Here is a 23,444-nt window from a genome sequence, read left to right as displayed (position 1 = left end):
CCCTCCAGTCGCCCGCCGCCCACCACGCGGCGTTCAGCTCACCGTCGACGCGCGGTCAACGCCCCTGGGCACCGTGAGCCGCGCACGGTGGACTTCCCGCTTCTGGAGGGCAGATGAGCACGGCGGAACAGCACGAGCACCCGGGCAGACGCACGGTACTGAGAGCGGCCGTGGCCGGCGGCGTCGCCGCGACGGCGACCGGGACCGCGGCGGCCGTACCCGCGCAGGCCGCGGAGGCCACCGGACGGCGGCGCTTCGACGCCGACAGCCCGCGTTTCACGCTGGCCGTCCTGCCGGACACGCAGTACCTGTTCGACGCGGACAGCACCGACCCCGCTCCCCTGCGGGAGACCTTCCGCCACCTGGTGACCGACCGCTCCGGGGCCAACATCGCCTTCATGACCCACCTCGGCGACGTCACCGAGCACGGCACCGAGGACGAGATCCGCCGCGCCGCCCAGACCTTCCGCACGCTGCACGGCAAGGTGCCCTACAGCGTGCTGGCCGGCAACCACGACATCCCGTCGTCGACGGACGACCAGCGCGGAGACTCCGCCTATCTGCGCGAGTTCGGGCCCCGCCGCTACGCCTCGATGCCCACCTTCAAGGGCGCCTCGCCGGACGGCTACAACAGCTACCACGTCGTCCGGGCCGCCGGCCGCGACTGGCTGGTCCTCGCCCTGGACTGGCGGATCAGCGACAAGGGCACGGCCTGGGCACAGGGCGTGCTCGACGCCCACCCGACGCTGCCCGCCGTGCTCACCACGCACGACCTCGCCCACGCGGACGAGGAAGGCACGGCCCGGCTCTCGGGCAACGGACAGCAGCTGTGGGACGGTCTGATCCGCGGCAACGACCAGATCTTCCTGGCCCTCGGCGGACACTACTGGCCGCCCGGTCGCACGGTCCTGCGCAACGACGCGGACAACGATGTCCACCTCCACGTCACCAACTACCAGGACCGCTACTACGGCGGCGCCGGCATGATCCGCACCTACGGTTTCGACCTCGCGCGCGGGGTGATCGACGTCGAGACGTTCGCCCCCTGGTTCCTGGCACGCGATCCCGCCCGGCGCACCCCGCTGGAGGCCGAGACGGTCGAACTGACGGGCCCCGCCGACCGGTTCAGCCTGAGCGTCGACTTCGCCGAACGCTTCCGGGGCTTCTCCCCCGTCGCGCCGCCCGAGCCGCGGCCCGCCTCCGCCGTGATGCCCCGCGGCACGGTCGCGTACTGGAGGTTCGACACCTCCGGCATGACCACCCCCGCGGACGGCGGTCCGGTCCCCGACGGCCTGGTCGTCCGCGACCTCTCCGGCCACGGCAACGACCTCACGGCCGGCCGGCTGCACCACAGCGGTCCCGAGGCGCTCACCTGGTCCGCGGACCACCACCCCGGCCAGCCCGCGCACGCCAGCCTCCGCTTCGACGGCGGCAAGGGACCGGACCGCGGCGCCGTCCTGCGCACCGGTGCGCGGGCCCCGCTCAACAGCGAGAGGTTCCCGCGCGGGTACACCATCGAGACCTTCGTGCGGTTCCCCGAGCCGTTCGAAGGCGATCACGACTGGATGGGCATCCTGAGCTGGGAGGGGCGCAACGGGGACGCGGGCAAGACCACCGGCTGGTCCCCGCTGGAGCCCACGTGCAGTCTCAACGTGTCCCCGGAGCGGTTCCTGCAGTTCGTCGTCTACCCCGACCGCCAGGACGCGGACCCCACTTCATGGAGCCACGCGGTCCCGGTCGGCCGCTGGACGCACGTCGCCGTGGTGAACGACGGCCGCCGCACCGTCGTGTACGTCGACGGTTCGAGGATCGCCCGCAACCCCACGGCCCCCTCGACCGGCATCGCGACCCTCGGCAAGCCCTTCGTCCTCGGTGCCACCCAGTTCGACGGGAAGTTCGGGCAGGGTTTCTACGGCTGGATCGGCGACACCCGCATCGTCGACCGGCCGCTGCGGACACGGGACTTCCTCACCCCCTTCGACTGACGCCCGCCCGCGGGGACCGGCAGGACCGCCGGGGCGCACCGGCGGCCCGCGCGGTCTGTCGGGCCCGGCGGGTCGTCAATAGCCTGGGCGTACAAGGCCGTTGTCGACCGAGGAGTCCCATGTCCACCGCGCAGCAGGTCCCCGACATCCTCTCCCCCGAGTTCGCGGCGAACCCGTACCCGGCGTACCGGGTGATGCGCGAGAGCGCGCCGCTCATCCACCACGAGGCCACCCAGAGCTGGATCGTGTCGCGCTACGAGGACGTGGAGCGCGTCTTCAAGGACCGCGCCGGGCAGTTCACCACCGAGAACTACGACTGGCAGATCGAGCCGGTGCACGGCAGGACGATCCTGCAGCTGAGCGGGCGCGAGCACGCGGTCCGCCGTGCGCTGGTCGCCCCCGCCTTCCGCGGGGCCGAGTTGCAGGAGAAGTTCCTGCCGGTCATCGAACGCAACTCCCGTGAACTCATCGACGCCTTCCGGCACACCGGACGGGCCGATCTGGTCGCCGACTACGCGACCCGCTTCCCCGTCAACGTGATCGCGGACATGCTGGGCCTGGACAAGGCCGATCACGACCGCTTCCACGGCTGGTACACGTCGGTCATCGCCTTCCTCGGCAACCTCTCCGGCGACCCCGGGGTGGCGGAGGCGGGGGCCCGCACCCGGGTCGAGTTCGCCGAGTACATGTTCCCGATCATCCGGGAGCGCCGGGAGAAGCCGGGCGACGACCTGCTGTCGTCCCTGTGCGCCGCCGAGGTCGACGGGGTGCGGATGAGCGACGAGGACATCAAGGCGTTCTGCAGTCTGCTGCTCGCGGCGGGCGGTGAGACCACCGACAAGGCCATCGCGAGCATCTTCGCCAACCTGCTGGCCCATCCCGAGCAGTTGGCGGCGGTGCGCGAGGACCGGAGCCTGATACCCCGCGCCTTCGCCGAGACGCTGCGCTACACGCCACCCGTCCACATGATCATGCGGCAGACGGCGACCGACGTGGAGCTGAGCGGCGGGACCGTGCCGGCGGGCGCCACCGTCACCTGCCTGATCGGCGCGGCCAACCGGGACGCGAACCGGTACCGCGAGCCGGACCGTTTCGACATCTTCCGCGACGACCTCACCACCACGACCGCGTTCTCCGCCGCCGCCGACCATCTCGCCTTCGCGCTCGGACGGCACTTCTGTGTGGGGGCGCTGCTGGCGAAGGCCGAGGTCGAGACCGGCGTCGGCCAGCTGCTGGACGCCATGCCCGACCTGCGGCCGGCCGACGGCTTCGAGGTGGTGGAGCAGGGCGTCTTCACCCGGGGCCCGCGGGCGCTGCCGGTGCGGTTCACGCCCCGCGCGGCCTGACCGGTGGCGGACCGGTCCGTCACGGCACCACGGGGGTGAAGAGCGCCGGCAGGGCCGTCAGTCCGCGCATCCAGATGGACGGCCGCCAGGTCAGCTCGTCCGGCTCCACCGCGAGCACCAGGTCGGGGAGGCGTTCCAGCAGGGTCTCGACCGCCGTGCGGGCCATGACGTCGGCGAGCAGCGGTGCCGGGTAGGGGCACCGGTGCTCGCCGTTGCTGAAGGACAGGTGCGCGGAGTTCTCGGCGCCGACGTGGGCCTCGGGCCACAGCTGCGGGTCGGTGTTGGCCGCCGCCAGGCCCAGCACCAGGCAGTCACCGGCCCGGATCTGCCGACCGCCGAGCTGGGTGTCGTTCACGGCCCAGCGGCCGATGAAGTTCTGGGTCGGCGTGTCCAGCCACAGCACCTCGTTCAGCGCCTCGCCCACGCTGAGCCGGCCGCCCGAGACGTTCAGGGCGAAGCGTTCGTCGGTGAGCAGCAGTCTGAGGGTGTTGCCGATCCAGTTGGCGGTGGGCTGCTGGGCGGCGGCGATGACCGAGATCAGGTCCTGGACGATCTCCTCGTCGGTGAGCCCCGCCGGGTGGGTCAGCATCCGGGAGGTGACGTCGGGTCCGGGCCGTTCGCGCTTGTGGCGCACCAGGCGGTGGATGCGCTCGCCCACCCGCGCGTACGCCGCCACCGGGTCGTCGCCCTCCGCTGCGTCGAGGGAGACCCGCAGGTCCTCGACGAGCTGCCGGGTCTCGTCCCCGCCGTGCGGCATCCCGCACATGCGCACGGCGGCACGCATCGGCAGGGCGTGGGCGTAGTCCCGCATCAGCTCGGCCCGGCCGCTGCCGGCGAAGGACGCGATGAGGTGGTCGGCGAGCTGGCGGCAGTCCCGGGCCAGTTCGAACTGGTCGACGCCGGCGAGTGCCTGCGAGATGACGCCGGCCCGCCGCCGGTGTTCCTCGCCCTCGGTGAACAGGACGGACGGCTGGTAGCCGACGTAGGGCAGGAGCGGCCAGTCGGGCGGGATGGCGTCCCACTGGTTCCAGCGGCGCGAGTCCCGGGCGAACAGCTCGTCGTGGCTGGTGACGTAGCTGACCTCGGCGTAGCCGAGGACCAGCCAGGCGGGGATGGAGCCGTCCAGGAGCACTGGGGCCACGGCGCCGTGCTCGGCCCGCAGACCGCGGTACAGCTCCGACGGTGTCTGCTGGTACTCCAGTCCGGCGAGCGCCACGGCCTTGTCGTGCGCGGGGCACGCGGGCGGGACGGCGTGGTCCGGAGCGGGGTGGATGTCGGTCACGATGCGCTCTCCTGGGCCAGGGCCAGTTGGTAGAGGTGGTCCACGAGGGTGACCAGTACGTGCTTGCCCGAGGTCCGCACCCGTGCGTCGCAGTCGATCAGCGGTACGTCGTCGGGCAGGGCGAGGGCCTGCCGGATCTCGTCCAGGGAGTGCCGGGCACGGTCGTCGTCGAAGCGGTTGACGGCGACCACGAACGGGGTGCGGTGGTGTTCCAGCCGGTCTATCGCGTACCAGGAGTCGTCCATCCTCCGGGTGTCGACGAGGACGACGGCGCCGAGGGTGCCGGAGAACAGCCGGTCCCACAGGAACCAGAAGCGCTCCTGGCCCGGGGCTCCGAACAGGTAGAGCACCATGCGCTCGTTGAGGCTGATCCGGCCGAAGTCGAAGGCCACCGTGGTAGTGGTCTTGCCCGTCAGTCCGCCGGTCTCGTCGACGCCGACGCCGGCCTGGGTCATCACCTCCTCGGTGTTGAGGGGGCGGATCTCGCTGACCGAGCGGACGAGGGTGGTCTTGCCGACGCCGAAGCCGCCGACGACGACGATCTTCAGCCCGGTCTCCGCGGCGTCGGTCAGGGGCGTGCGGCCCGAGGCGGTGACGGTCGGTGAGGGCGGGTCAGAGGTTGCGGAGCCCATGGAGCACCTCCTGGAGAAGGGCGGTATCGGGGTGCGTCGCGGCGGCCTGTCCCAGGCGCGGATGGCGGGCGGTGATCCGGCCGGTGGCGAGCAGGTCGCCGAGCAGGATGCGGACCACGGTGATCGGCAGTGCCAGTTCCGCGGCGACCTCGACCACGGCCGTCGGGTGCCGGCACAGGTCGAGGATGCGTACGTGTTCCGACTGCATGCCGGGCGCCGGTTCGCATTCGCTGACCACGAGCGTGACGAGGTCGAACGAGTCGTCGGCACGGCTGCGCCCGCCGGTGACCGTGTAGAGCCGGTCGGGTGCGCCGGTGTCCACGGGCCTGCGGGTCACGGCGTACGGCTCCCGGGGGCGGCGTGGCGCGGCTCGGCCCGCAGGTGCTCGCCGATCTGCTCGACCATCTCGGTCATCTGGTGGCCGACCACGCCCGGGTCGGCGTCCTCCACCGCGACGACGGCCAGGTGTGCGCCCTCGCCGGCCTCGACGATGAACAGCAGCCCTCCGTGGAACTCGGTCATGGAGTGCCGGACGCCGCCCGTGCCGTTGCCGAACTCGACGGACGCCCCCTGGGCGAGGGCCTGGATGCCGGAGCAGATCGCGGCGAGCTGGTCCGCCCGGTCCAGGGTGAGGTGTTCGGTCCAGCACAGTTTGAGGCCGTCGCGGGAGAGGACGAGGGCGTGCCGGGTGCCGGGGGTGCGGTCGAGGAGGTTCTGCAGGAGCCAGGTGAGGCTGTTGTCGGTGGTCTGCATGGTGGGTGGGGGGACGGTGGTTCCTGGTTCTGCGGTCACCGGCCCGTTCCTCCAATCTCACGAGCTCGAAGGGCGAGGGGCGCCGAGGTGCGCGGTGCGGTCCGGCGCGGGCTACCCCGACGCGGGCGGTTCGGTCTCCGGTGCGGGGCCGGCCGCCCCGGACCGGCGCCCGCGGTGGAAGGCGCCGAAGCTGGAGCCGGCGTCCCGGGGCGCCGTCGCCGCCCGGTCGGGGGTCTCGCGGCGCTGCTCCCGCCGTTCGCGCTCGGCGGCGGCCATGGTGCGGCCCGGGGAGCGCACGGGCAGGCCGCCCGCGGTGGCGGGTGCGGGCCGGGCCCGTTCGGCCCGTTCGGCCCGCTCGGGCGGATCGGGGCGGACGTCCGGGACGCGTCGCCTGTCCACGGGTGCCTCGGCGGCCGGGGCGGGACCGGGGACGGCGGGGGCGACACCGGCCGAGCGGCCGAAGGTCGCGGACGGTCCCGGGTCCCGCTGCTGGGCGAGCAGTTGCGGCGGGAGCAGGACGACGACACCCGTGCCGCCGCGTGAGGAGGGCCGGTAGCTGACGGCGATCCGGTACTTGGCGGCCAGCCGTCCGACCACGGCGAGGCCGAGCCTGGTGCCCTGGAGCGAGGCCAGGTCGTTCATGCGTCCCGACACCGCCTGTTCGGCGTGGCGCATGGCCGCGTCGGCCATCTTCAGTCCGCTGTCCTCGATGGTGACGACGATGCCGGCGGTACGTTCCTCCACGTAGACGTGGACCTCGTCGATGGGCGGCGAGAAGTTGGCGGCGTTGTCCATGAGTTCGGCCAGCAGGTGCATGACGCCCTCGGCCGCGTACCCGGAGATGGCGGCGCTGGTGGAGCAGTGCATCCGGACCCGGCGGTAGGCGGCGATCCGGCCGACGGCTCCGCGCAGGATGCTCTCCATCACGATGGGCTTGTTCCAGGCCCGGCTGGAGCGCCCGCCCATGAGGAGGGCGAGGCGGTCGGTGACGAGGCCGAGCTGTGAGGTGCTGTGGTCCAGGCGGAGCAGGTCGCCGAGGACTTCCTCACCGTGGCGGTCCTGCATGTCGCGCAGGTCGGCGAGCATGCTGACGGCCTTGGCCTGGACCCGGCTGAGGGATTTGGCGGCGGCCGCCTGGGCCGCGGCGGTGCGCCGTTCGCTGTGGGCCAGCTCCCGGACGAAGAGTTCGGCCAGGGCGCGTGCCTGCGGGCCGTGCGGCCACTCCAGTTCGGCCAGGACGACGTCCGCCGAGGTGCCGTCGCGCAGTTTCTCCACCGCGGCGGGCAGGGTGCGGCTCGCGAGCTGTTCCAGCTCCGCGGTGAGCCGGTGGGTCTCCTCCCGCGCCTGCCGGTGCCGGGAGTCGGCGTCCGCGGCCTGCCGTACGGCGTCCTCGGCGAGCGCGGCGAAGCTCTGTGCGACCTGGCGCAGGTGCGCGCCGGAGACGGGCGCGGTGTTCGCCACGGCCTCCTCGGCGCCCGCGCCGTCGCGGACCTGCTGGGCGATGCCGGGCAGGGCGACGTTGACGAGGTGCACGAACCCGGCGTTCTCGTGGGCGAGTCGGGTCTTGAGCGCGCTGATCTCCGTCCTGCGGTCGGCCGCGGTCCGGCGGGCCCGTCCGACCAGGTGCGAGCCGAGCACGACGGCCGCCGCGACACACAGCCAGGACGACACGGCGAGGGTCGCGGTCCAGCTCCGGGCGGTGTCGGGGGCCGCGGCCCAGGCGGCGCCGGCGGCCGCTGCGGCGGCCGGCAGCACGACCAGGGGGACGGTGGGGGTGGTACGGCGGGCTTTCTGCGTCCTGGGTGGGGCGGGGGGTGCAGACACTGACATTCCGCGGTCCCTCTGGTCCTTGAGAGCGGGGAAAAGGGGCGAGTCGGCGCGCGCCGGCGCCGGGCCGTGGCGTCCGCCCGAGCCGATGGTGATCGCTCCGGCGGACTTGCGGCTCATGCTAGTCAGCGGCCGGTGTACGTAAGCCGGAGCGGCCGCAGACCCCACCGAGGAGCGAACTTCTCCCGCATCCCCCCGATCGAACGCATCGATGTGCTACAGGCGTTCTGGGCGGGACGGCCGCCCCGCCGTCCCCGCGCCGCCCGCCCCCTCTTCCGGGTCGGCGGGTCCGTCCGTCAGGGGCGTCGGCCGGCGCGGACGCGGGTATGTAGGGTGGCTTGCGCATACATACCCGAGCGCTTCCCCCCGGTAGGAGCCGTCCCCATGTCCCAGTGCGGCGGGCACACCCGAGCGGTGTCGCTGCTGCGCTGTGCGCTGGCGCTGGTGACCGTGGTGGTCGCCGTGCTCTGTGTGGCCGGAGCGGGACGGTCGCCGGCCGCGGGGGCCGGTGCCGCGACGGCCACGGCCGGTTCGGCGGCGCCGTCCACCGTGCGCGCCGTCGACCGCGCCCAAGGGGACGAGGTGTCGCCCACGGCGCCCCGCCCGTGCGAGAAGAAGGGCCTGGCCGAGCAGTCCTCGACGCGCGGGGACGTCCGCGTCCCGGAGGCGCCGTCCGCCGGTTCGGCGGACACGGCCGCACAGCGCGGGACGGCCCCGCCGGCATCGGCCGCCCGCACCGCCTCGGGGCCCGCTCCGCCCGCCGCTTGTGCCGGCGGTGTCTCGACCACCGTTCTGAGGATCTAGACCGGCCCGTTCGTGCCGTGTCCACCGCATCCTCGTGAACGGAGTCCTTCCTCATGTCCTCCTCCCGGTCGCCGCGCCGGGCGGGAGCGGCTCTCGCGTCCTGGCGCCCCGTGCAGTGGGCCGCCGCCGGGGCCGGTGCCGCGCTGACCGCCGTCGTCGTGGGGGTCCCCACCGCCGTCGTGCCCTCGCCCTTCTTCTCCCGGTCGGTTCCCGTCCAGTGGTGGAACCCGCCGGTCCTCGCGGCCACGGCCGTCCTCGCGGGCATCGTCCTGGCCACCTTCGTGCGCCCGCCCGGGGCGAGCGGGCGGGTGCGGACCGACGGTCCCGGCAGCAGGCTGGGTCCGCTCGGCGGTGTGCTGTCCTTCCTCGCCGTGGGCTGCCCGGTCTGCAACAAGGTCGTCCTGCTGCTGCTCGGCGGCTCCGGAGCGCTGACCTACTGGGCCCCGCTCCAGCCGGTCGTCGCCGTCGCCTCCCTGGCGCTGCTGGCCGAGGCCGCGCTGCGCAGGCTGTCGACGGCCGAGGCGTGCCCGCTGCCGTCCCGCGCCTGAGCGCGGACGCCACCTCGCGTCCGGCCGCTTCCTCCTGACTGCTCCTCCCTTCTTCCTCCCTTCTTCCTCCTCTTTCGGAGTCGATCATGAACGCTGCATCACGCCTGCCCGAGAAGTCCCGTTCCGGCCCCGGCCGCGGCGGCCCGGTACCGGGTCGCCGGCTGCGGTTGGTCCTGGCCGCCCTGGTGCTGGTGGCCGCCGTCGCCGTCGCCGCCGTCGCCCTGGGCGGCGGGGGATCCGCCGACCGTCCCGCCACCGCCTCGCGGTCCGGTTCGCCGTCCGCGGCTCCACCCGCCGACCCGGCGCTGCTCGCGCTCGCCCGACGGGACGCCGACGACCCGTACGCCGTGGGGAAGCCGGACGCGCCCGTGGTGCTGATCGAGTACTCGGACTTCCAGTGCCCCTACTGCGGCCGGTTCGCCCGTGAGACCAAGCCCGCGTTGCTGCGCGACTACGTCGAGGCGGGCGTGCTCCGGATCGAGTGGCGTCACTTCCCCGTCTTCGGCGCGGAGTCGGAGCAGGCGGCCCGGGCCTCGTGGGCGGCGGGCCGGCAGGGCCGGTTCTGGCAGTTCCACGACACGGTCTACGGGAAGCCCCGCGAGCGCAACAAGGGCGACTTCGCCGAGAAGGAGCTGCTCGCCATGGCCGAGGAGGCGGGGGTCGAGGACCTGGACCGCTTCCGTGCGGACATGGCCTCCGACGCGGCGGACGAGGCCGTGGCCCGGGACGTCGAGGAGGGGTACGCGCTCGGGGTGAGCAGCACTCCCGCCTTCCTCGTCAACGGCCGACCCGTCCTGGGCGCCCAGCCCACGGACGTGTTCGCCGAGGCGATCGAGGCCGCCGAGGCCGCCGGCGCGAACCGTGCCCAGGGCGGCGGCGATGAGTGACCCGGGTTTCGCGGTGGCCTTCCTGGGCGGGCTGCTGGCGCTGCTCAGCCCTTGTTCGGCCCTGCTGCTGCCGGCGTTCTTCGCCTACTCGTTCACCGGCCGCACCCGGTTGCTGGGGCGCACCGTGCTGTTCTACGCGGGGCTGTGTCTGACCATGGTGCCGCTCGGTGTGGCGGGTTCGCTGGCCGGGCGCCTCTTCTACGGGCACCGTGACCTGCTCGTCCTGGTGGGCGGCTGGCTCGTCATCGCCCTCGGGGTGGTGCAGGCGCTGGGTCTGGGGTTCGGTTCGCGCCGGATGCAGCAGTTGGCCGGGGCGCACCGGTCGGGCTCGGCGCTGTCCGTGGCGGCGCTGGGTGCGGTGTACGGGCTGGCCGGGTTCTGCGCCGGGCCCATTCTCGGCAGCGTCCTCACGGTGGCCGCGATGGGCGGTGACCCCTGGCGCGGTGGGGCGCTGCTCGCGGTGTACGCCCTGGGCATGGCCGTGCCGATGTTCGTGCTGGCGGCGCTGTGGGACCGGTTCGACCTGGGCCGGCGTCGCCGGCTGCGCGGACGGCCGGTGCGGCTGGGGCCGGTGCGGCTGGGGCCGGTGCGGACGCACTCGACCTCGCTGGTGGGCGGAGCGATGTTCGTCGCCCTGGGCGCGGTCTTCCTCCTCTTCGACGGCACCTCGGCGCTGCCGTCGCCGGTGGGCGTGGACACCGAGTTCGCCTGGGAGCGGCGTCTGTCCGGGCTGGGGGACGCGGTTCCCGACCGCCTGCTGCTGGGCGCGCTCGCCCTGGCCGTGGCGGCCGGGGCGCTGACCGTGCTGGTGCGCGGGGTGCGGGGGCCGCGCGAGGGCGGTCGCGGACGGGAGGACGGCGTCCGGGACCGCCCTCACGGCGACGAGCGGGGCGCGCGGGGGCCGTCCGCGGGCGCGGGGGCCGATTCCGGCTCCCCGACACCGTCTGGGTGACTGTGGGATGCGGCCGGGCGGGACAGCGGATCGGATGGGTGCCATGCGCAAACCCATAGCCGTGGCGTCCCGCCACTCACGCCGCCTGCTCGCGTCGGGCGTCCTCCTCGCCTCCCAGTCGCTCCTGTTGGGCCTGTCCGCGGTCCCCGCCTCGGCCGACGGCACGGGTGTCCCGCCCGCCCGCGGCACCGCCCACATGGGCATGGGCGTCCTGGCCCACGAGGGAGTGCAGGGCGTGCCCATGGGCACGCGGGTCACCCAGACCGAGGGCGTGGACGTCTCCAGCCACCAGGGCAACGTCGCCTGGTCCACCCTGTGGAACAGCGGGGTCAAGTGGGCCTACGTCAAGGCCACCGAGGGCACGTCCTACCGGAACCCCTACTACTCCCAGCAGTACGGCGGTTCGTACGACACCGGCATGATCCGCGGGGCGTACCACTTCGCCGTCCCGGACGGCGCCGGCGGTGCGGCCCAGGCCGACTACTTCGTCGACCACGGCGGCGGCTGGTCCAAGGACGGCCGGACGCTGCCCGGCGTGCTCGACATCGAGTACAACCCGTACGGCGCCACCTGCTACGGCAGGACGGCGAGTCAGATGGTGGACTGGATCGGCGACTTCCTCGACCGGTACAAGGAGCGCACCGGCCGCAACGCGGTCATCTACACCTCCACCAACTGGTGGAAGCAGTGCACCGGCAACTACAGCGGCTTCGGCGACACCAACCCGCTGTGGATCGCCCGGTACGCCTCGACCGTCGGCGAACTCCCGGCGGGCTGGGACTTCCACACCATGTGGCAGTACACCTCGTCCGGGCCGACCGTCGGGGACCACGACAAGTTCAACGGCGCGCTCGACCGCGTCAAGGCTCTGGCCAACGGCTGACACCGCCCGTCGTCCGCCGTGCCCCTCGGAGGCCGGCGGACGACTCCGTCAGTCCTCGGCGAGGGAACCGAGTATGTCGGCGACCCGCTCACGCACCACGTCCCGGGCCGCGGGGGGCAGTGCGCCGACATCGGTGCCGTCCAGGGCGGCGAGCGCCTGGTCGGCGCCGCCGTCGCAGGGCACGGTCTCGCCGATCACCTCGTAGCCGTCGCGTACGGCCACCCGCAGGAGGTGGCGGCCCTCGTCGTCGGCGTGCACGGCGGTGGCCACGACCAGGGGCGGCGGGCCGCCGGCCTCGGCGGGCTCCTTGCGGTAGCCGCTGGCCTTCGGTGTGCGCCAGCGCAGGCCGAGCAGCAGATGACGCTTGGCCAGGACCTCGGCCAGGTCGGTCTCGTAGGCCCGGTCCGGTCCCAGGACGGTGGGGCGGGCGTCCAGGACCAGGGCGGCGGGCAGCAGGCAGCGCAGGCTGCTGCCGACGATGTTCCCGCCGACCGTGGCGGCCCGGCGCACGGCCCCGGTGCCCACCGTGCCGGCCGCCCGGCGCAGTACCTCGGGCACGCGGTCGTCCACGCGCTGCAGGACCACGGCGGCGCCCAGTGCCTCGGGTTCGAGCACGTTCGCCTCCGGCAGGTCGCGCAGCGACATGGCCAGGGCCGGGAAGCCGTCCCGCTGCCAGGTCGCCCACACGAGCGTGGCTCCGCCGATGGGCACCGCTCCCTCCGCCATGCACTCCTGCGCTTCGGTGACGGACGTGGGCAGACGCAACAGCATGGCGATCGACCTGCTTCCCCGGCGGGCGGCGGTACGACGACGCCTCGCCCCCCGCCGCGTGATCACGGCCACTGCGCATTGTCCGTACCGCCACGGGGGCGCGTACAGGGCTCACTCACCCGCAGTGTGCGCCTCTCGCGCGCCGGAGCACCCCTGCCCGGACGAGCCCGCGCCGTGTGCTCCGCGCACCGCGTCGGTCGGCGTCGCGCGCAGTCCCGCCTCCCCCGCGTCGACCCATGCGGGCACGTGGGCGTTCCACCGCTCGGCGGCGTCGTGCAGTGCCTCGGCGAAGGTCCGGCGGGCGCGCGCTCGGAGCAGCGGCGCGGCGACGGCCAAAAGGGACGCGCGTAGGAACGGCCCCTGACGCGTGCCCGCACGGTGACCCGCCAGCGGCCGTCGGGGGCCGGTTGCGGCGCCGCCGCAACCGTGGCGCGGGCGAGTGCGTGCGTCAGCGTCCCGCGCAGGGGCGCGGCGACCGACGGTCCCGGGCGAGGACGGTGAAGGTCGGACCGGTCCGCGACCGGCCGTCCGCCGCTTCCTCCGCTCCCGTGTCCTGCGCCCGTGTGTCTTCGGCGAGGTCGTGGAGCGTGCCGAGACACGACTCCAGCAGGCGTCGGGGCACGGGAGCGAGGGTCACGGTGTGCTGGAAGCGGGCCATGACGGCGAGGATGGCCGTCCGGGTGGGCCGGCGTCATGGGGGCTTCCGGGCAGGGACGAGACCCGGCCGGCTGCCGGTTTCCGACGGGACGCCGGTGGTCGTCGGGCGACGAAGACGAATTCGCGGCCCGGGCGGTCCGGGGCGTCCCGCACCTCCCGCGGTTCGAACCCCGTTGCCTCGAGGTCCGCCTCGACCTCCTCCCGCTCGCGGAAGCGCAGGGTCGAATCAGAGGTCAGCACCGCGCCGTCCGCGGCGAAGACGTAGGTCCAGCGGAAGCCGACCAGCGGCCACCGGACCTCCGTCAGGTCACACCAGCTCTCCACCGCGCCGACGCCGGGGATCTCCGCGACCCGCCACGTCCGGTCGCGGTCCCACTCCTCCCAGGCGCGTCGCGCCGGGTCGCGGGTCTCGAACACCAGGTGCCCGCCGGGCCGCAGGGCGGCACGGGCGCCCCGCAGCGTGGCGTGCCACTCCCGTGTGACGGTGATCTCCTGGGCCGCGTTCGCCGTCATGGTGGCCAGGTCGGCCCGCAGGGCGGGCAGCGAGGTCGCGTCGCCCTCGATCCACCGCACCGTGTCACCGCCCGCCTTGGCCCGCGCCACCGCGAGGGACGCCCCCGCCGGGTCGACGCCGACGACCTCCGTGCCGCGGCCGGCCAGGAGCAGGGCGAAGACCCCCGTGCCGCAGCCGATGTCCACCACCCGCCGGGCCTCGAACTCCTCGGCCATGCGCAGGTAAGGGAGCAGGTCCGCGCGATCGGGGTCGAGGGCGTCGTAGACCGCGGCGAGCCGCGGATGCCGGAAGCACTCGTCAGCCATGCGGCCGACGGTATCCGACGTCCGCGGCCGCGCGGACGGTCCGTCAGACGGCGGGCGTCACCGGCGCGGGACGCTCCGCCTCGGCGAGCCACTCGATGAGGGACGTACGGGCCCGGGCGACCCGTGACCGCACCGTCCCCGTCGGACACGCGCTGACGTCGGCGGCCTCGGCGTAGCGCAGCCCGAGCATCTGGGTGAGGACGAAGGCCTCCCGTCGCTCGTCGGGGAGGGTGGCCAGCAGATCGGCGAGGGCGATGCCGTCGTCGAAGCCGGGCAGGTCGCGCGGCTGGGCGCGTTCGGCGGCCGACTGCCAGTCGTCGGTGGCCGCCGTCCGCGGCCGGGCGGAGTCGCGGCGGATGCTGTCGACCACCGCGCGGCGGGCGATGGACAGCAGCCAGGTGCGGGCCGAGGAGCGCCCCTCGAACCGGTGCAGACTGCCCAGGGCCCGCAGGAACGTCTCCTGGGTCAGGTCGTCGGCGCTCTGCGGGTCGGCGCCGAGGAACGTGACGTACGTGCGCACGTCCCGGTGCAGGGCGCGTACGAAGTGCTCGACGGCTTCGGGGTCGCCGGTGCCGGCGGCGAGCGCCCAGGCCGTGATCGACGCCTCCCGGGCGTCCGTGGGCGACTGCCGGCACGAGGGTGGCGGGGCAGGATTGATCACCTGTGTCCGTCCTTCTCGGGATCGGGAACCCGGCCCATCGGGCGACCCGCCCGTACGGGACGGGCGGGCGGCGGCGCGGGAGGGCCGGTGACGGGGTGGCGGCCGGGCGCGGGCGCGCGCGGCCGGTGCCCGAGGCGTGCCGTCGTGGGGCGACGGTCCGGCGCGGATGCCGACGGCCTCGGGGAGCCTGCTGTCGTCAGGCGACAGCGACCCCGGCGGGCGGGCCCCGGTCGGTGAGCGCACGGGCGAGGATGAGGCGGCGCGGCATCCGGGCGGAGGCCGCCCGGCCGGGGCGGACGCGCGGCCGGTGCGGTGGCGCGGCCGGACACAGCGGCAGGCGCAGCGGGGCCAGGACCCGGGCGGTGAGGGACCGCACGATGCGGAACGCGGCGCGCTCGCCGTGGGCGAGCCACAGCCCGCACAGCAGCGCGGCCAGCAGGTGGGCGGCGAGCATCCCGGCCGGGGACGTGCCGCCCATGGTGTGGCCGACGGGGTCGGCGGCGTGCGCGGTGTGCAGGACGTGCGCGGCGTGGCCGCCGGTGCCCATGGGCATCGGCACGCCTGCGTCCCCGGACGCCGGGGCCGACGGCATGCGGCACAGCAGTACGTCCAGCCACCGGCGTACGAGGGTCTCCTCGCCGGAGGGCCCGGGGCGGGCCGTCGCCTGGGCGAAGGAGAAGGAGGCGTGCAGGACGGTCTGCGCGGTCACGGCGAGCAGGACGACGGACGAGTGACCCCGTTCCCGGCCGGCCAGGGCCCAGGCGGCACCGCCCGTGGCCGCCGCGCCCGCCGCCACCGCCCACCAGGGCACCGCGGTGCCGGACATGAGGAGGTGGCCCAGGGCGGCGAGCAGCACGCAGACGGCCGCGAACACCGCGGCCCGTACCGTGCGACAGCACCACCCTGCTCTCATCGCGGCCTCATCCTCGCATCCGGACTCCCGTGGTCGCCGATGGGTACGGATTCCGCTCCCGGACCCCACTCAATCCGACGCGCGTGTTCCGCGCCATACCCCGGGTGGTCGGCACCCGCGGCGCCTCCCCGCACCTACGGTCGGACGGCGGGCCGGTCCGGTTCCCGGCCGTTGCCGTGGAACGGAGGCGACGGGTGCGGAGCGGGGTGCACCGGCGCACGGAGGTCGTTCGCCGTGCCTCCGCCCCCGGAGCCGGGCGCGCGTCCCCGGCCGATGTCCCGGGTATCTCCCGGGCAGTCCCCCACGGCCACCGGTGCGCACACCGGCACGGTCGCCCCACCTCATGGAAGGCACCCGGTATGAACGAGCCTCACGGGCTGGAGCCCGTCGCGACGTTCTGCGGCAACTGCGACTGCGGCTGCCCGCAGCTGTTCGTCGATCCCGCGGCCCCCGCGGAACGGCGGATCGTCCTGACCGACGACTTCGGCCAGCGCGTGCAGATGAGCGCCGACCAGTTCGCGTCGCTGGTCGAGGACGCCAAGGGGGGCAAGCTGGACGGTGTCGCGTCGGCCTGAGACGTCGTCGGCCTGAGAAGGCGTCGGTCTGAGAAGGCGTCGCCCCCGGGCGACCGGGCGGAGGAGTCCGTCCGGCACCCGCCCGGGCCGGTCGCGCGGCCGGGCGGGTGAACGATCGGGCCGGGGCCCGGTCACGATCCGCCGCAGGGGGAACAGGGACAGGCATGCGCGCACTCGTCATCAACTGCACTCTCAAACCCTCCCCCCAGCCCTCGAACACCGAGGCCCTGGCCGGCACGGTCATCGCGGCCCTCAAGGGCCACGGTGTCGAGGTGGACGTCGTACGGGCCGTCGACCTGAACCTGAAGCCGGGGGTGGAGACCGACATGGGCGAGGGCGACGACTGGCCCGGTGTGCACGAGAAGCTGCTCTCGTCGCAGATCCTGGTCATCGCGTCGCCGACCTGGCTCGGCCGTCCGTCCTCGGTCGCCCAGCGGGTGCTCGAACGCATGGACGCCATGCTCTCCGAGACCGACGACGAGCAACGCCCCGTCGCCTACAACCGCGTCGCCGGCGTCCTGGTCACCGGGAACGAGGACGGCGCCCACCATGTGATCAGCGAGATCACCGGCGCGCTCACGGACATCGGCTACACCGTCCCCGGCCAGGCGTGGACCTACTGGCACCTCGGCCCGGGACCCGGCCCCGACTACCTGGACGACGACCGCGGCCACGACTGGGCGGCCTCCACCGGCCGTGCCATGGCCTCCAACCTGGTCCACGCGGCGCGGGCGCTCAGCGCGATGCCCCTGCCGGCGCCGCCGTCGTGACCGTGACCTCGGCACCCGGCGTGGGGACCCGCCGGGAGAGCCGAGTGGCCGCGGGGGCCGGGGCGGCGCGGCCGGCCCGGCTCCGAGCCGAGGAGGAAGCGGACGATTGCCTCACCCCGCGCGGGTGACCCGTGCTTTCCGGACACCACGGGCGCGCATGTCTGCCGTCGCCGATACGGGGCATTCGTGCACGTGCAACGACGTACGAAACGCATGAGGAGCTGATGTCCGCCATGACGCACGACCTGACCCCGAAGTACACGGTCCCGGGCATCGAGCGCGAGGCCGCCGGGCGGCTGATCGGTGTGCTGCGCATGCGTCTGCACGCGCTCAACGATCTGCACCTGACCCTCAAGCACGTCCACTGGAACGTCGTGGGACCGCACTTCATCGCGGTGCACGAGATGATCGATCCCCAGGTCGACCAGGTGCGCGAGATGGCCGACGACGTCGCGGAGCGCATCGCGGCGCTCGGCGGGGTGGCGCAGGGCACACCCGGGGCGCTGGTCTCCGAGCGCAAGTGGGACGACTACTCGATCGGACGCGCCGACGCCATCGCCCACCTGGCCGCGCTGGACGTCGTCTACACCGGTGTGGTCGAGGGGATGCGCGCGGCGATCGACGAGGCCGGGAAGATCGACAACGCCACGGAGGACCTGCTGATCGGTCAGCTCAGGGACCTGGAGCAGTTCCAGTGGTTCGTGCGCGCCCATCTGGAGAACGCCGGCGGCACGCTGGCCACCGGCACGGCGAAGTCCGAGGCGGAGGCCGCCGAACGCGGGGCGGAACTGGGCTAGGGCCCGCCCTGGGCACCCCCGGCCCCGTCGGGCGCGTCGATGGTGACGCGCCCGGCGGGTCGTGCTCAGCGCCGCCCGAGCCGGCGCTCGCCCCGGCTGCCCTGCTCGTAGGGCAGGTCGTAATGGGCGAAGACCGCGCCCTCGTCCTCGGCCGGCAGCTCACCGTCCGGGTCGATTCCGGGGGCGTCCTTGACCAGGTTCTTGTCGTAGGTCACCTTCAGGTAGGACGGTCCGACGGTGGCCTTGTCGACCGGCACGAACACCAGGCGCCGACGGGTCGGCAGGCCGATGGTCACCGCCGCGAACGCGGGCCGGTCGGTGGCGGTGTCGAAGTAGACGGACTCCAGGGTGCCGATCTTGCGGCCGCCGACGTCGACGACGTCCTGGCCCCGCCAGTCACGGATGTTTTCGGCTTCGAACATGCTCAGTCTTCCCTTCCGAGGACGCGCTCCCTGTCGTGTTCCCCGCTTCGCGCCCCCGTCGCATGCCTTGTCCTCACTTCGGCCCAACGGGCACCCGTTCGGATAGGCTGCCTGGTGGGAGCGAAGGCCCGGGGACGTGGACGGGCACCCGGCGGAATTTCGAAGGAGACCGATGTGGATGCCCCGGACCCCGCGGCCGGACGGCTCCGGGACGGGAGCGGAGCCCTGCTCGAGGTGGGCCCGCTGCGAGACCGTCCCGGCATCCGTGCCAGCGGTGAGATCGGCGTGACCACCCGTCGGTCCTGGGAGGACGCGCTCACCGAACTGTCCCGGCGGCACTCGGACGTGTCGTACGTGGAGCTGTCCGGCGTGCGGTTCGTCGACGTGGCCGGGGTGGCGGCGCTCGCCGTCACGGCCATGGAGCTGCCCGGCGGACGGGTCGTCGTGGAGCAGCCGCCACCGCAGCTGCCCCGGGTCCTGGAGCTGTTCTGGCCGACGCTGCGGCGGATCGAGGTGACGCCGCGATGACCACGGTGACCAGCGAGGAGACCTTCTCGCACCCGGCGCTGTTCTACCGCGGCGCGGGCGACTACACCGACCGGACGGTGGCCTTCGTACGGGAGGGGCTGACCGCCGGAGAACCGGTGGCGGTGGCGGTGCCGGGCCCCAATCTGGAGCTGATCAGGACGGGGCTCGGCGCGGACGCGCGGGACGTCACCTTCCTCGACATGACGCGGGCCGGGCGCAACCCGGGGCGGATCATCCCCGGTGTGCTCCGGGCGTTCGCCGACCGGCACCCCGAAGGCCGGGTGCGCATCATCGGCGAGCCCATCTGGGCCGGGCGGAGCGCGGTGGAGTACCCGGCGTGCGCGCAGCACGAGGCGTTGATCAACGCGGCTTTCGCGGGCCGTGCCGCCACGATCCTGTGCCCGTACGACGCGACCGCCCTGGAGGCGGACGTCCTGGCCGACGCCCTGGTCACCCATCCCACGGTCATCGACGAGGGTCGGGAGCGGGCCAGCGGGGACTACGACTGGCGCGCGGTGGTCGACCGGTACAACGCGCCGTTGGACGGCCCGGCGGCGGAGGTCGCCGTGTTCGGTTTCGGCACCGGTGAGCTGCCGCAGGCGCGCCGCTTCGCCGTCGACCGGGCCCGGTCGCTCGGTCTGTCCGAGACCCGGCTGCCCGACGTGGAGCTGGCGGTGGCGGAGCTGACCACCAACAGCGTGGTCCACGGCGGCGGCCGCGGAACGCTCGCGGTCTGGGCCGAGGCGGGACGGATGGCGTGCGAGGTCCGCGACGCCGGGCGGCTGAGCGATCCCCTCGCCGGGCGCCGGCCACCGCGGCCGGGGCAGATCGGGGGACGCGGGCTGCTGCTCGTGCACCACATCGCCGATCTGGTGCGGACCCACACGGCGGACGAGGGCACCACCGTCCGCTTCTACCTGGACATCTGACCGATATGCCCCCCTTCGCCCCGGTTTCTGACGCCCCATAAATTTGATCGGCACATGGGCAGGCATGAGCCCCATGGTCCGGGGTAGGCGGTGGTTCGTCGGCCGGTGAGCCGACGGTGACGGGGGCCGATCGACTGGGAGGGCACATCATGGCGACGACGACCGCAGAGACCACCGCGCACACCACCACGCAGATGCCGGAGGTCGCGGACCCGTCCAAGGTGGCGCCCAAGGACGCGCGGGAGTTGTCGAAGCTCTTCTTCCAGCAGCTGACGACGCTGGAGGAGGGCACTCCCGAGTACCAGTACGCCCGCAACACGCTGATCGAGATGAACATGTCCCTGGTCCGCTTCGCGGCCGGCCGGTTCCGCAGCCGGGGCCCGGAGGAGATGGAGGACATCGTCCAGGTCGGCATGATCGGCCTGATCAAGGCCATCGACCGGTTCGAGCTGACCCGCGAGGTCGAGTTCACCTCCTTCGCCGTGCCGTACATCGTCGGCGAGATCAAGCGCTTCTTCCGGGACACCTCCTGGGCCGTGCACGTGCCCCGGCGGCTCCAGGAGGCCCGGGTCCAGCTGGCCCGCGCCACCGAGGAGCTGCGCAGCCGCCTGGGCCGCAACCCGACCACCAAGGAACTGTCGGAGCTGATGAGCCTGCCGGAGGACGAGGTCGTCGAGGCCCGTCTCGCGGCCAACGGCTACAACTCCGCCTCGCTGGACGCGGCCATCGGCGGCAGCGAGGACGGCGAGTCGGCCCTGGCGGACTTCATCGGCGCCGACGACGCCACGCTCGCCCTCGTCGACGACTTCCACGCGCTGGCCCCGATGATCGCCGAGCTGGACGAACGCGACCGCCAGATCATCCACTGGCGGTTCGTGGAGGAGCTGACCCAGAAGGACATCGGCGAACGCCTCGGGGTCTCGCAGATGCACGTGTCGCGACTGATCTCGCGGCTGCTGGCCCGCCTGCGCGAAGGCATGCTCGCCACCGGCTGATCGCGACGACCCGCCGCGCGCCGGTCCGGACCCGCCTCGCGGCGTCCCGGCCGGCGCGCCGTCGTGCGGGTGCCGCGAGCATCGCCCCCCCCCCACGGGTCCGGATCCGGATGACCGCGGTGGCCGAGAGGTCAGGCGGCGGCCGTCTTCCGCCGGCGGCCGCCGGCACCGGTGAGGGCGTCGATCAGCTCCTCGCGGCTCATCCTGGACCGGCCGGCGACGTCCTGCTCGGTGGCCCGCTGGTACAGCTCGGCCTTGCTCAGCTCCCGCAGCTCGCGCCGTGTCGGCGGCTTGCGACGGGAGGGAGCCTTCTTCCGCGGCCCGGCGGCGCGCTCGGCCGCTTTCGCCTTCTTTCCGGCCGACCGCTCACCCGTCGCGCCCTTCGCCTTTCCGGCCGCCGACCGCTCACCCGCCGCGCCTTTCGCCTTCTCTGCTGACCGGTCAGCCGTGGCGCCCTTCGTCTCGGCGCCCGGCCGCTCGCCCCCATCCCCCTTCGTCCTGCCCGCCGACCGCCCGCCCCCGGTGCCCTTGGACTCGACGGCCGGTTTCCCGCCTCGCGCGCCCCCGGCCCGCTCCAGGCTGCCCCGCAGCACGTCCATGAGGTCGACGACATTGGTCGCCTGCGGCGCCTCCTCGGCCACGGCGATCTCCTGCCCCTCGGCCTTGGCTCGCACCAGCTCGCGCACCTTCTCCTGGTACGTGTCGTGGTAGCGCTCGGGCTCCCACGGACCGCTGAGTGCGTCCACGAGGCGCAGTGCCATGTCGAGTTCCTTGTCCCGGCCCGCACGCTCCGAGGGCAGCTCGGGCAGCTCCCGGCCGGGGTCACGGACCTCGTCGGCCCAGTGGAGGGTCTGGAGCACGAGGACCTCGTCCTCGGCACGCAGCACGGTCAGGTACTGGCGGTTGCGCATGACGAAGGTGGCGACGCCCGCCTTGCCGGACTCGGCGAGCGCCGCGCGCAGCAGCTCGTAGACCTTGAGGTACTCCTTGCCGCGCGGGGCGACGTAGTAGGTGCGGTCGAAGTAGACCGGTGCGATCCCGTCCAGGTCGACGAAGTCGGTGATCTCCAGGGCCCGGGAGCGGCCCGGCGCGATCTCGTCGAGCTCGTCCGGCTCGACGACGACGTACTCGCCCTCGCCCACCTCGTACCCCTTGACGATGTCGCCGGGGTCGACCTCCTCGCCGGTGCGCTCGTTGACCCGCCGGTTGCGGATGCGGTCGGAGGTGCCGCGCTGGAGCTGGTGGAAGTGGACGGTGTGGTTCTCGGTGGCCGTGAAGAGGCCGACGGGCACCGAGACCAGCCCGAACGTGATGACGCCTGTCCAGATCGCCCGTGCCATGGCCGTCCGCTCCGTCCGCTCCGTCCGTCCTGCCCGCCACCGTCAGGCACTCCACGCTGACACCGCGCCCGCGCCGCCGCGCGCCGGGCGGAGCACTCGGGTGGGCGGCGGGCCGACAGCGCGCGGATCGGCCGCGGCCGGGTTTCCCTGTGAGGTGCGGGACGGCCCGCGCGCGGGCGCGCCGGCCGTCTCCCCCACCGCCCGAAGCAGTAGCACAGCCGAACAGAGGGGCACCGCCCATGAGCCGTCACGTGAAGCCGATCACCCGCGAGGAGCACCTGCGTTTCGTCGCGGCCCGGCCGTCCGTGAGCCATCTGCAGACCCCCGCGTGGGGCGACGTCAAGCCGGACTGGCGGGCGGAGAGCCTGGGCTGGTTCGACGAGGGCGGCGACCTGGTCGGGGCCGGGCTGGTGCTGCTGCGTCCGCTGCCGAGGCTGAAGCGGTGCCTGGCCTATCTTCCCGAAGGGCCGGTCATCGACTGGGACGCGCCCGATCTGGAGCGCTGGCTGGAGCCGATGCTCGCGCACCTGAAGGGGCGCGGGGCGTTCTCGGTGAAGATGGGGCCGCCGGTGGTGACCCGGCGCTGGAGCGCCGAGGCGGTCAAGGAGGCGATCGCCGATCCGGGTGCCCGGCGGCTCGCGGACGTGCCGCCCACCGAGCGGGAACCGGGGGCCGAGGCGCTGGCCGAACGGCTGCGCCGGATGGGCTGGCGGCCGTCCGCGTCCGGCGGCGAGAACGGCTTCGCCGCCGGGCAGCCGCGCTACGTCTGCCAGCTGCCGCTCGCCGGACGGACGCCGGAGCAGGTGCACGGCGGCTTCAACCAGCAGTGGCGCCGGAACGTCAAGAAGGCCGAGAAGGCGGGCGTCAAGGTCGTCCGGGGCGACCGCGAGGACCTGAGGACGTTCTACGAGCTGTACGTCGAGACCGCCGAGCGGGACCGGTTCGTACCGCGACCGCTCGGCTACTTCGAGCGGATGTGGACGGCGCTGACGGCCGAGGACCCGGACCGCATGCGGCTCTACCTCGCCCACCACGACGGGGAGGTGCTGGCGGCGGCCACGATGCTGACCGTCGGCGACCACGTGTGGTACTCCTACGGCGCCTCCACCGCCCGCCGGCGCGAGGTGCAGCCCAACAACGCCCTCCAGTGGCGGATGATCTGCGACGCGCTCGAACTGGGCGCGTCCGTCTACGACTTCCGCGGCATCACCGACACCCTCGACGAGGACGACCACCTGCTGGGGCTGCTGCGCTTCAAGGTCGGTGCGGGCGGGCGGGCCGTCGAGTACCTCGGCGAGTGGGACTACCCGCTCAACAGGGTGCTGCACAAGGCGCTGGACCTGTACATGGCGCGGCGCTGACACCTTC

27 protein-coding genes are annotated in these 23,444 nt (G+C 73.7%); 14 read left to right on the top strand and 13 right to left on the bottom strand.

Annotated elements, in window-relative coordinates; all coding sequences use genetic code 11:
• The first annotated feature begins 113 nt into the window (after window positions 1–113).
• Window positions 114–1,985 (top strand): LamG-like jellyroll fold domain-containing protein, encoded by a 1,872-nt coding sequence (locus ACFZP7_RS31855; protein ID WP_385637451.1) that lies wholly within the window; start codon window positions 114–116, stop codon window positions 1,983–1,985.
• 119 nt (window positions 1,986–2,104) lie between these two features.
• On the top strand, window positions 2,105–3,331 hold the full coding sequence (locus ACFZP7_RS31850) for a cytochrome P450 (RefSeq protein WP_385637449.1): 1,227 nt from the start codon (window positions 2,105–2,107) through the stop codon (window positions 3,329–3,331).
• 19 nt (window positions 3,332–3,350) lie between these two features.
• Here the strand turns inward: ACFZP7_RS31850 and ACFZP7_RS31845 are convergent, their stop codons facing one another.
• The 5 genes from ACFZP7_RS31845 to ACFZP7_RS31825 all read right to left on the bottom strand — a co-directional run bounded on the left by ACFZP7_RS31845 (window position 3,351) and on the right by ACFZP7_RS31825 (window position 7,828).
• Window positions 3,351–4,613 (bottom strand): cytochrome P450, encoded by a 1,263-nt coding sequence (locus ACFZP7_RS31845; RefSeq protein WP_019330769.1) that lies wholly within the window; start codon window positions 4,611–4,613, stop codon window positions 3,351–3,353.
• Entirely contained in the window at window positions 4,610–5,245 is a 636-nt protein-coding gene (locus ACFZP7_RS31840; protein ID WP_019330770.1) for an ATP/GTP-binding protein, read from the bottom strand. Before ACFZP7_RS31840 ends, ACFZP7_RS31845 begins: the two co-directional genes overlap by 4 nt.
• Window positions 5,226–5,582: a DUF742 domain-containing protein gene (locus tag ACFZP7_RS31835; RefSeq protein ID WP_019330771.1), complete on the bottom strand. Its 357-nt coding sequence runs from the start codon at window positions 5,580–5,582 to the stop codon at window positions 5,226–5,228. Before ACFZP7_RS31835 ends, ACFZP7_RS31840 begins: the two co-directional genes overlap by 20 nt.
• Window positions 5,579–5,998 (bottom strand): roadblock/LC7 domain-containing protein, encoded by a 420-nt coding sequence (locus ACFZP7_RS31830; RefSeq protein ID WP_019330772.1) that lies wholly within the window; start codon window positions 5,996–5,998, stop codon window positions 5,579–5,581. The genes ACFZP7_RS31835 and ACFZP7_RS31830 overlap by 4 nt, the downstream gene beginning before the upstream one ends.
• Window positions 5,999–6,109: 111 nt before the next feature.
• Window positions 6,110–7,828, bottom strand: a complete 1,719-nt coding sequence (locus tag ACFZP7_RS31825; RefSeq protein ID WP_385637447.1) for an ATP-binding protein — start codon at window positions 7,826–7,828, stop codon at window positions 6,110–6,112.
• A 381-nt stretch (window positions 7,829–8,209) separates the two neighbouring features.
• Here ACFZP7_RS31825 and ACFZP7_RS31820 point away from each other — a divergent pair, with 381 nt between their 5' ends.
• From ACFZP7_RS31820 to ACFZP7_RS31800, 5 genes are all read left to right on the top strand, one after another.
• Window positions 8,210–8,629 carry a hypothetical protein gene (locus tag ACFZP7_RS31820; protein WP_019330774.1) on the top strand — a complete coding sequence of 140 codons (420 nt, stop codon included), beginning with the start codon at window positions 8,210–8,212 and terminating at the stop codon, window positions 8,627–8,629.
• A gap of 53 nt (window positions 8,630–8,682) precedes the next feature.
• Window positions 8,683–9,177 carry a hypothetical protein gene (locus ACFZP7_RS31815; RefSeq protein WP_385637445.1) on the top strand — a complete coding sequence of 165 codons (495 nt, stop codon included), beginning with the start codon at window positions 8,683–8,685 and terminating at the stop codon, window positions 9,175–9,177.
• Between the two features lie 86 nt (window positions 9,178–9,263).
• Window positions 9,264–10,064, top strand: coding sequence for a DsbA family protein (locus ACFZP7_RS31810; RefSeq protein WP_385637442.1), 801 nt, complete (start codon window positions 9,264–9,266; stop codon window positions 10,062–10,064).
• Entirely contained in the window at window positions 10,057–11,016 is a 960-nt protein-coding gene (locus ACFZP7_RS31805) for a cytochrome c biogenesis CcdA family protein (RefSeq protein WP_385637440.1), read from the top strand. Before ACFZP7_RS31810 ends, ACFZP7_RS31805 begins: the two co-directional genes overlap by 8 nt.
• Before the next feature lie 43 nt (window positions 11,017–11,059).
• Entirely contained in the window at window positions 11,060–11,899 is an 840-nt protein-coding gene (locus tag ACFZP7_RS31800) for a lysozyme (protein WP_031015258.1), read from the top strand.
• A 48-nt stretch (window positions 11,900–11,947) separates the two neighbouring features.
• On the opposite strand, the gene ACFZP7_RS31795 is transcribed toward ACFZP7_RS31800, so the two are convergent.
• From ACFZP7_RS31795 to ACFZP7_RS31770, 6 genes are all read right to left on the bottom strand, one after another.
• The gene (locus tag ACFZP7_RS31795) at window positions 11,948–12,670 is read right to left on the bottom strand and encodes an FAD binding domain-containing protein (RefSeq protein ID WP_270891721.1); all 723 of its coding nucleotides are present in this window, start codon (window positions 12,668–12,670) and stop codon (window positions 11,948–11,950) included.
• Window positions 12,671–12,781: 111 nt separating this feature from the next.
• Window positions 12,782–13,006 carry a hypothetical protein gene (locus tag ACFZP7_RS31790; protein WP_385637437.1) on the bottom strand — a complete coding sequence of 75 codons (225 nt, stop codon included), beginning with the start codon at window positions 13,004–13,006 and terminating at the stop codon, window positions 12,782–12,784.
• Between the two features lie 112 nt (window positions 13,007–13,118).
• Window positions 13,119–13,328, bottom strand: coding sequence for a hypothetical protein (locus ACFZP7_RS31785; RefSeq protein ID WP_385637436.1), 210 nt, complete (start codon window positions 13,326–13,328; stop codon window positions 13,119–13,121).
• Window positions 13,304–14,146 (bottom strand): class I SAM-dependent methyltransferase, encoded by an 843-nt coding sequence (locus ACFZP7_RS31780; protein ID WP_385637433.1) that lies wholly within the window; start codon window positions 14,144–14,146, stop codon window positions 13,304–13,306. The genes ACFZP7_RS31785 and ACFZP7_RS31780 overlap by 25 nt, the downstream gene beginning before the upstream one ends.
• A 43-nt stretch (window positions 14,147–14,189) precedes the next feature.
• On the bottom strand, window positions 14,190–14,807 hold the full coding sequence (locus tag ACFZP7_RS31775) for a sigma-70 family RNA polymerase sigma factor (RefSeq protein ID WP_031015267.1): 618 nt from the start codon (window positions 14,805–14,807) through the stop codon (window positions 14,190–14,192).
• Between the two features lie 196 nt (window positions 14,808–15,003).
• A complete protein-coding gene (locus ACFZP7_RS31770) occupies window positions 15,004–15,720 on the bottom strand; it encodes a hypothetical protein (protein WP_385637431.1) in 717 nt (238 codons plus the stop codon).
• A gap of 359 nt (window positions 15,721–16,079) precedes the next feature.
• On the opposite strand from ACFZP7_RS31770, the gene ACFZP7_RS31765 reads away from it, so the two are divergent.
• From ACFZP7_RS31765 to dps, 3 genes are all read left to right on the top strand, one after another.
• Complete coding sequence (locus tag ACFZP7_RS31765; RefSeq protein WP_019330785.1) at window positions 16,080–16,295, top strand: hypothetical protein; 216 nt, start codon at window positions 16,080–16,082, stop codon at window positions 16,293–16,295.
• A gap of 164 nt (window positions 16,296–16,459) precedes the next feature.
• Window positions 16,460–17,065, top strand: a complete 606-nt coding sequence (locus tag ACFZP7_RS31760) for a flavodoxin family protein (protein WP_019330786.1) — start codon at window positions 16,460–16,462, stop codon at window positions 17,063–17,065.
• A 233-nt stretch (window positions 17,066–17,298) separates the two neighbouring features.
• Window positions 17,299–17,862, top strand: a complete 564-nt coding sequence (dps, locus tag ACFZP7_RS31755; protein WP_210902356.1) for a DNA starvation/stationary phase protection protein Dps — start codon at window positions 17,299–17,301, stop codon at window positions 17,860–17,862.
• Window positions 17,863–17,927: 65 nt separating this feature from the next.
• Here dps and ACFZP7_RS31750 read toward each other — a convergent pair whose 3' ends face one another.
• Entirely contained in the window at window positions 17,928–18,284 is a 357-nt protein-coding gene (locus ACFZP7_RS31750; RefSeq protein WP_019330788.1) for a PRC-barrel domain-containing protein, read from the bottom strand.
• A 174-nt stretch (window positions 18,285–18,458) separates the two neighbouring features.
• On the opposite strand from ACFZP7_RS31750, the gene ACFZP7_RS31745 reads away from it, so the two are divergent.
• The 3 genes from ACFZP7_RS31745 (at window position 18,459) to ACFZP7_RS31735 (ending at window position 20,736) form a co-directional block, all read left to right on the top strand.
• On the top strand, window positions 18,459–18,812 hold the full coding sequence (locus tag ACFZP7_RS31745; RefSeq protein ID WP_031015275.1) for an STAS domain-containing protein: 354 nt from the start codon (window positions 18,459–18,461) through the stop codon (window positions 18,810–18,812).
• Window positions 18,809–19,741 (top strand): anti-sigma factor RsbA family regulatory protein, encoded by a 933-nt coding sequence (locus ACFZP7_RS31740; RefSeq protein WP_164287745.1) that lies wholly within the window; start codon window positions 18,809–18,811, stop codon window positions 19,739–19,741. Before ACFZP7_RS31745 ends, ACFZP7_RS31740 begins: the two co-directional genes overlap by 4 nt.
• 149 nt (window positions 19,742–19,890) lie before the next feature.
• Window positions 19,891–20,736, top strand: coding sequence for an RNA polymerase sigma factor SigF (locus ACFZP7_RS31735; protein WP_031015279.1), 846 nt, complete (start codon window positions 19,891–19,893; stop codon window positions 20,734–20,736).
• Window positions 20,737–20,867: 131 nt separating this feature from the next.
• Here the strand turns inward: ACFZP7_RS31735 and ACFZP7_RS31730 are convergent, their stop codons facing one another.
• Window positions 20,868–22,076 carry a Ku protein gene (locus tag ACFZP7_RS31730; RefSeq protein ID WP_385637427.1) on the bottom strand — a complete coding sequence of 403 codons (1,209 nt, stop codon included), beginning with the start codon at window positions 22,074–22,076 and terminating at the stop codon, window positions 20,868–20,870.
• Between the two features lie 239 nt (window positions 22,077–22,315).
• Here ACFZP7_RS31730 and ACFZP7_RS31725 point away from each other — a divergent pair, with 239 nt between their 5' ends.
• The gene (locus tag ACFZP7_RS31725; protein ID WP_385637424.1) at window positions 22,316–23,437 is read left to right on the top strand and encodes a lipid II:glycine glycyltransferase FemX; all 1,122 of its coding nucleotides are present in this window, start codon (window positions 22,316–22,318) and stop codon (window positions 23,435–23,437) included.
• The last annotated feature ends 7 nt before the right edge of the window (window positions 23,438–23,444 follow it).

It is taken from the genome of Streptomyces sp. SudanB5_2050 (assembly GCF_964272335.1).
GTDB classification, from domain to species: Bacteria; Actinomycetota; Actinomycetes; order Streptomycetales; family Streptomycetaceae; genus Streptomyces; species Streptomyces rochei.
This window is presented reverse-complemented; position numbering and strand designations above follow the sequence as displayed.

Coding starts and splice junctions, on each gene's coding strand:
- ACFZP7_RS31855 (WP_385637451.1), top strand. CDS start 114: ATGAGCACGGCGGAACAGCACGAGCACCCGGGCAGACGCACGGTACTG.
- ACFZP7_RS31850 (WP_385637449.1), top strand. CDS start 2,105: ATGTCCACCGCGCAGCAGGTCCCCGACATCCTCTCCCCCGAGTTCGCG.
- ACFZP7_RS31840 (WP_019330770.1), bottom strand. CDS start 5,245: ATGGGCTCCGCAACCTCTGACCCGCCCTCACCGACCGTCACCGCCTCG.
- ACFZP7_RS31830 (WP_019330772.1), bottom strand. CDS start 5,998: ATGCAGACCACCGACAACAGCCTCACCTGGCTCCTGCAGAACCTCCTC.
- ACFZP7_RS31825 (WP_385637447.1), bottom strand. CDS start 7,828: ATGTCAGTGTCTGCACCCCCCGCCCCACCCAGGACGCAGAAAGCCCGC.
- ACFZP7_RS31820 (WP_019330774.1), top strand. CDS start 8,210: ATGTCCCAGTGCGGCGGGCACACCCGAGCGGTGTCGCTGCTGCGCTGT.
- ACFZP7_RS31815 (WP_385637445.1), top strand. CDS start 8,683: ATGTCCTCCTCCCGGTCGCCGCGCCGGGCGGGAGCGGCTCTCGCGTCC.
- ACFZP7_RS31810 (WP_385637442.1), top strand. CDS start 9,264: ATGAACGCTGCATCACGCCTGCCCGAGAAGTCCCGTTCCGGCCCCGGC.
- ACFZP7_RS31805 (WP_385637440.1), top strand. CDS start 10,057: ATGAGTGACCCGGGTTTCGCGGTGGCCTTCCTGGGCGGGCTGCTGGCG.
- ACFZP7_RS31800 (WP_031015258.1), top strand. CDS start 11,060: ATGCGCAAACCCATAGCCGTGGCGTCCCGCCACTCACGCCGCCTGCTC.
- ACFZP7_RS31795 (WP_270891721.1), bottom strand. CDS start 12,670: ATGCTGTTGCGTCTGCCCACGTCCGTCACCGAAGCGCAGGAGTGCATG.
- ACFZP7_RS31785 (WP_385637436.1), bottom strand. CDS start 13,328: ATGGCCCGCTTCCAGCACACCGTGACCCTCGCTCCCGTGCCCCGACGC.
- ACFZP7_RS31780 (WP_385637433.1), bottom strand. CDS start 14,146: ATGGCTGACGAGTGCTTCCGGCATCCGCGGCTCGCCGCGGTCTACGAC.
- ACFZP7_RS31770 (WP_385637431.1), bottom strand. CDS start 15,720: ATGAGAGCAGGGTGGTGCTGTCGCACGGTACGGGCCGCGGTGTTCGCG.
- ACFZP7_RS31765 (WP_019330785.1), top strand. CDS start 16,080: ATGAACGAGCCTCACGGGCTGGAGCCCGTCGCGACGTTCTGCGGCAAC.
- ACFZP7_RS31760 (WP_019330786.1), top strand. CDS start 16,460: ATGCGCGCACTCGTCATCAACTGCACTCTCAAACCCTCCCCCCAGCCC.
- dps (WP_210902356.1), top strand. CDS start 17,299: ATGACGCACGACCTGACCCCGAAGTACACGGTCCCGGGCATCGAGCGC.
- ACFZP7_RS31750 (WP_019330788.1), bottom strand. CDS start 18,284: ATGTTCGAAGCCGAAAACATCCGTGACTGGCGGGGCCAGGACGTCGTC.
- ACFZP7_RS31740 (WP_164287745.1), top strand. CDS start 18,809: ATGACCACGGTGACCAGCGAGGAGACCTTCTCGCACCCGGCGCTGTTC.
- ACFZP7_RS31735 (WP_031015279.1), top strand. CDS start 19,891: ATGGCGACGACGACCGCAGAGACCACCGCGCACACCACCACGCAGATG.
- ACFZP7_RS31730 (WP_385637427.1), bottom strand. CDS start 22,076: ATGGCACGGGCGATCTGGACAGGCGTCATCACGTTCGGGCTGGTCTCG.
- ACFZP7_RS31725 (WP_385637424.1), top strand. CDS start 22,316: ATGAGCCGTCACGTGAAGCCGATCACCCGCGAGGAGCACCTGCGTTTC.